Below are 5155 nucleotides of genomic sequence, written 5' to 3'. Positions count from 1 at the left end.
CGCACCCAGATCTCGGCCACGAAGGAAGCCTTCACCAAGGTGGAGGGCATTGCCAAGAACAGCTACACCATTCAGGGGTTGCCCAACAACACGACCTATGAAGTGTATGTCACCGGCGTCAACGAACTGGGCGAAGGCCCTGCCTCGCTGACCTCCACCGCCACCACGGCCAATGTGACCCCCGTGAAGCTGCCGAACTATCAGCTCATCAACACGCCGGAGTCGGCAGGACAGGTGACGGCACACATTGAATCCGCCACCCATGAAGCCGGCTATATGACGGATAGCCCGTTGGACAGCGGCAAATCGGCGCTGGGTGTGGTGGACAATGACTACGCCTCTTGGTACGGTCTCAACGACTGGGATGACGGCGCAGCTTACCCGGACAACGGCGGCGTGCGGGTCACCTTTGACGGGACCTACCGGATCGGCAGCATCGCGTTGGCGCAGGCCGAAGACCGTGGGTATTACAGCCATGTCCGCCTGTACGCTATGGGCGAAAACGGCAAGGAATATCAGGTGCCCGGCGTCACCATCGCCAAACACAGCGACGGCAGCCGCAGCTACTACACCATTAAGATCCCCGGCGGTGTGAGCACCAATTCTCTGCGGGTTTGCGTGGGCTATCTGTACGATGCCTGTCCCGTTACCATTGCAGAGCTGCGGTTCTATGCTTACGACAGCTTGGAAGACGATATTTTGGCCCTCTATGCGGATGATTTGCATCTGACGCTGCAGCCCGAGGTGGATGAAAAGACTATTGAAGCGCTGCAGACCCGTCTGGATACGCCGGATGCGGCCAGCGGAGAGCTGCATCCCGAGCGGGAGGCCCTGCAGCGCGAGCTGGATAATGCCCGCGGCCTGCTGGAGGCTTCGTTGAGCGATGCTGTGCAGGTACATACCACCATCACCGCACAAAAGGACGGCCATTTGGGCTTCACCGGCCTGAATGCTTGGCAGCCTCTGGGCGTAACGGCCTATGCCGGCGAGGAATTGGTGATCTACGTAGGCAGCAATCAGGGAACCACCGGTTCCAGCACCTCGCTGCAGTTGGTGGCCACCCAGTATAACTCGGAATGGGGTCAGGTGGTTTCTAAGCCCATTCCGCTGAAGGTGGGCCGCAACGAGATCATGGTCCCCGAACTGGTCAGCTTTGACGCCGAACACGGCGGTGCCCTCTATGTGCAGTACACCGGCAAGAACAGCGCCGACGAATATGCGGTGCGGGTCAGCGGCGGCGTACAGATCCCCACGTTGGATCTCTACGGCATCGACGATGCCGCCGAGCGCAAGGCGCGGGTTACCGCCTACGTGGAAGCGTTGGAAAACTACGCCGCTGCGCTGGAAAGCAACCACAGCGCTCTGCATGACGGTCACGGTGCTTATGATGCACAGACCTGCATCCTGAACACGACCGATGTGATGCTGGATCAGATGCTCTACTCGGTGCCGGTGACCCAGTTGTTGGCGGGTCTGGGCGGTTCTTCCACCAGTCAGCGAGCCGAAACGCTGCTGGCCTCGGTGGACGCGATGGACCAGATGATGCTGCTCTTCTACCAGCACAAGGGTCTGACCGATCTGGCAGGGGCGGGGGACCGCAACCGTCTGCCTTCCCAGCATCTGAATATCCGCTATATGCGGATGTTTGCCGGTGCCTTTATGTATGCGGCAAGCAACCACATCGGCATTGGCTGGGATTCCGTCACCGGTCTGGCTACGGGCAATTCCGTGGTTCTGGGCGACGACGGCAGCTACCAGAGCGGCAACTACTTCGGCTGGGGCATTGCCCACGAGATTGGTCATAACATCAATCAGGGCAACTACGCTGTGGCGGAAGTCACCAACAACTATTTCTCGCAAATCTCCCAGATCCATGAGGGTCTGCGCTTCGGCTACGATGCCGTCTATGAGAAGGTGACCAGCGGTACCACAGGCCATGCCGGCGACGTATTTACCCAGTTGGGTATGTACTGGCAGTTGCACCTTGCCTACGACACCGGTTATGAATATGAACTTTACGATTCCTACGAGGAATTGTTCCAGAGCCGCTTCTATGCCCGTGTGGACACCTATTCCCGTACTCCGGCGCAGGCTCCCGCGCCCCATGGCGTGGCGCTGACGCTGAGCGGCGATGCGGACCAAAACTTTATGCGGTTGGCTTCTGCGGCGGCGGAAAAAGACTTGACCGACTTCTTTGTGCGCTGGGGTATGACCCCCGACGCCACCACGGCGGCCTATCTGGCCCAGTTAGAGCCGGAGACCCGTGCTCTCTACTATGGCGATGATGCCTCTCGGGATTACCGTTTTGCTCACGAGGAGAGTGCCTCCTTCGCGGGGCAGGCGGTGCTGACCGAAGAGAACACCGCTGTGGTGGACGAAAAGACGCCCAATCAGGTCAACCTGACTTTGGCATCCGATGCGGAACCCGGTCTGCTGCTGGGCTACGAGATCGCCCGCGTGACCTATGAGAATGGCCAGCCTCGTACCGAGGTGGTGGGCTTTACCACCGACGGTCACTACACCGATACGGTGACCACCGTCAACAACCGCACGGTGGCCTACCAGATTACGGCGGTGGACCAGTTCTTGAACCGGTCCCAGACCCTGACGCTGCCCGCGGTGAAGATCAGCCACGATGGCAGCTACGACAAATCTCTCTGGACGGCGACGACCAATATGGTGTCCGAACAGGATACGACCCATGATGCGGACGACCATGACCCCTGTGATCCGGAACCGGTGTCTGCCATTGCGCAGGTGATCGACAACGACAAGGGCACGACCTACACCGGCAAGGCGCAGCAGGGCGAGGCGGTCATTACGCTGAACTTCCATAAATCGCTGGCGGCCACCGGCTTCAAGTATACCGTTGCCTCCGGCACCCCCATTCAGGACTACGAGATCCAGATCACCACCGACGGCAGCCAGTGGAAAACGCTGGCCACCGGTACCTTCTCTGACGAGGAGGTGCAAACGGTCTACTTCCGCAATGAGCAAAACGACCCGTGGGCCTGCACGTATGATGCCACGCAGCTGCGTCTGATCGTTAAGGCGCCTGTGGGCAGTGAAATCTCGATCACCGAACTGGATGTGCTGGGGCCCACCGGTGACAATGTGTCCTTGCTGGAAAACGGCATCGGCACGCTGGAGAAGGAATTCGTCTACGAGGAATCCTCCGGCGCGGCGATCCCCGCAGGTTCGCTGGTCTTTACCGGCAGCTACAAGGGCAATCCTGCCTACAACGTGGTGCTGCTGTATGACCAGAATGGTGCCATCGTGGGCGGTCTGGATGCCGAGGACAATATCGTGGCCCACCAGATCATTCTGGCTCCCGATCCCCAGCAGGGCGAATTGGGCGAAGTCAGCGAAGGCTACTGGGTCTACTGGATCGAGCCTGACAACCTTACTTCCATGACGCTGCCGGAAACGGTGCGGGTGGAATTGTACCGGGTAGACAACGCTACCACCAACGAGGGGCAGCGCCTGACCAGCGATACGCTGGCCGTACCTATGCCGGAATCCCTGCCGTCCTTGACGCTGGGCGGCACCGATTGATACGATAGAGAAGGAGACGATCATGAAAAAAATCCTAGCCACCATGTTGTTGGGGCTGGCGCTGGGCGTGGCAGCACTGCCTGTTTCGGCACAGGGCGTTGACGGCGCGGTGACGATGACGGCTCAAAATGACGGCGCGGCCGTCAGCCTGAGCTTGCCGCAGGAGGAGGCGCGGGGCATTACGGCCCTCCGGCTGAGTTTTGCGGTGGAAGGTGACGAGATCCACAACGCAACCTTTCAGTTTGCGGAGGGGCTGGACAGCAGTGTAAAGCGTGCCCGCTATGACGCCGACAGCGGTCGGCTGCATGTATACCTTGCGGGCCGCACCGAACTGCTGCCGGACGGGCAAGCCGCTTTGGGACAGATCCAGTTGGATGCCCCCGAGGGAAGCACGGTATCGCTGCAGGTGGTGGAAGATTCCCTGCAGTTGGTCAACGGCAGCTTCAGCCAGACGGCCGACGTTACCACTTCGGGCGAGGCGGTCAGTGTAACGGTGGGCGGTGAAAACCAGAAACCGGAAACCACCACACCGCCTTCTTCGGGGAACGGTTCTTCCGGCTCCAACGGCAGCCAGCAGGGTACCCAGAATACCCAGACGGCGGCCGGCACGCCGACACCCACTCCGGCGGTGGATCAGCAGTCCACGCAGGTAGTGGATACGGTGGTGCTGTACAACGGTCAGAGCAACACCGGCTCCACCGGTACGGGCGGAAATAAAACCCCCAGCGGCACCCAGACGGGGGCGGAAACGGAATCCGATTCCCAGACTCCGGTGCAGACGATGGAACCGGCAGCTTCCGAAGAGCATCCCGCAGCAACCGCTGCGCCGGATGACGAAACGGATGCGGCAACGCCGGAACAGACAGCCACAGATGCAACTCACAACCTGCCCTTGACGGCAGCCCTTGTGGTAGCGGTGCTGGCGATTCTGGTGCTCATCGGCGTAGGGGGACTCCGCCTGCGCAATCGTTGATGGCATAATAGAAAAAAGGCCCGGGCGGCACAGCGTATGCTGTGCCGCCCGGGTTTTGCTGTAAGTAAGGGGACGGTTAGGCCGGGGGCGTGAAGAGCGCATCCACGGTCAACTGCAGCTCATGGGCCAGCCGAAAGGCCAACGATAGGGTGGGGTCGTATTTGTTATTTTCAATGGCATTGACCGTCTGCCGGGAGACCCCGCAGCGCTTGGCCAGATCTTCCTGCGACAGACCCAATTCCTTGCGCCGGCTGCGAATACAGTTTTCCATCTTAGCCTCCGTGCCGCTTCTTGTAGAAGAGAAGCGCTGCAAAATAGAGGACGGCGGCGGTTTCCAGTTGGATGAAAGGGTTGGCGGTCATGGGCTGCGCCTGCACAAGGTTGGTGACGATGTCCAGCACCTTGCCGGCCATGGTGGTCAATAGGGTGAAGGCGCTGGCCTTCCATACAATGACCTGATTGCGCTCGTCCCCCGGTACCAGCAGAGAAACCAGCATGAAAATATCCAAAGCGGGGAATAAAATAAAGAGGATTCCCATAAACAGTAAGGCCCCGATCGACATATTGCTGCACTCCTTGTATTATAGAGTAGTAGTTATTAGAGCCCCTCTCCAAGGGCTGTGCTAC

Annotated in this window: 4 protein-coding genes; 2 read left to right on the top strand and 2 right to left on the bottom strand. The window is 59.6% G+C overall.

Going from position 1 to position 5155, the window contains the following annotated elements; all coding sequences use genetic code 11:
• The coding region (locus Q0526_RS13830; RefSeq protein WP_298734699.1) for a M60 family metallopeptidase at positions 1 to 3555 on the top strand (3555 nt) is incomplete at its 5' end.
• Positions 3556 to 3577: 22 nt separating this feature from the next.
• Positions 3578 to 4528, top strand: a complete 951-nt coding sequence (locus Q0526_RS13825) for a hypothetical protein (protein WP_298734698.1) — start codon at positions 3578 to 3580, stop codon at positions 4526 to 4528.
• Between the two features lie 76 nt (positions 4529 to 4604).
• Here Q0526_RS13825 and Q0526_RS13820 read toward each other — a convergent pair whose 3' ends face one another.
• Positions 4605 to 4799, bottom strand: a complete 195-nt coding sequence (locus Q0526_RS13820; protein WP_298734695.1) for a helix-turn-helix transcriptional regulator — start codon at positions 4797 to 4799, stop codon at positions 4605 to 4607.
• Position 4800: 1 nt separating this feature from the next.
• Positions 4801 to 5091 (bottom strand): hypothetical protein, encoded by a 291-nt coding sequence (locus Q0526_RS13815; protein ID WP_298734693.1) that lies wholly within the window; start codon positions 5089 to 5091, stop codon positions 4801 to 4803.
• Positions 5092 to 5155: the final 64 nt, after the last annotated feature.

Source organism: uncultured Subdoligranulum sp., from assembly GCF_937890665.1.
Note: the sequence above shows the minus strand (reverse complement) of the source record. Positions and strands in the feature narration are given on the sequence as shown.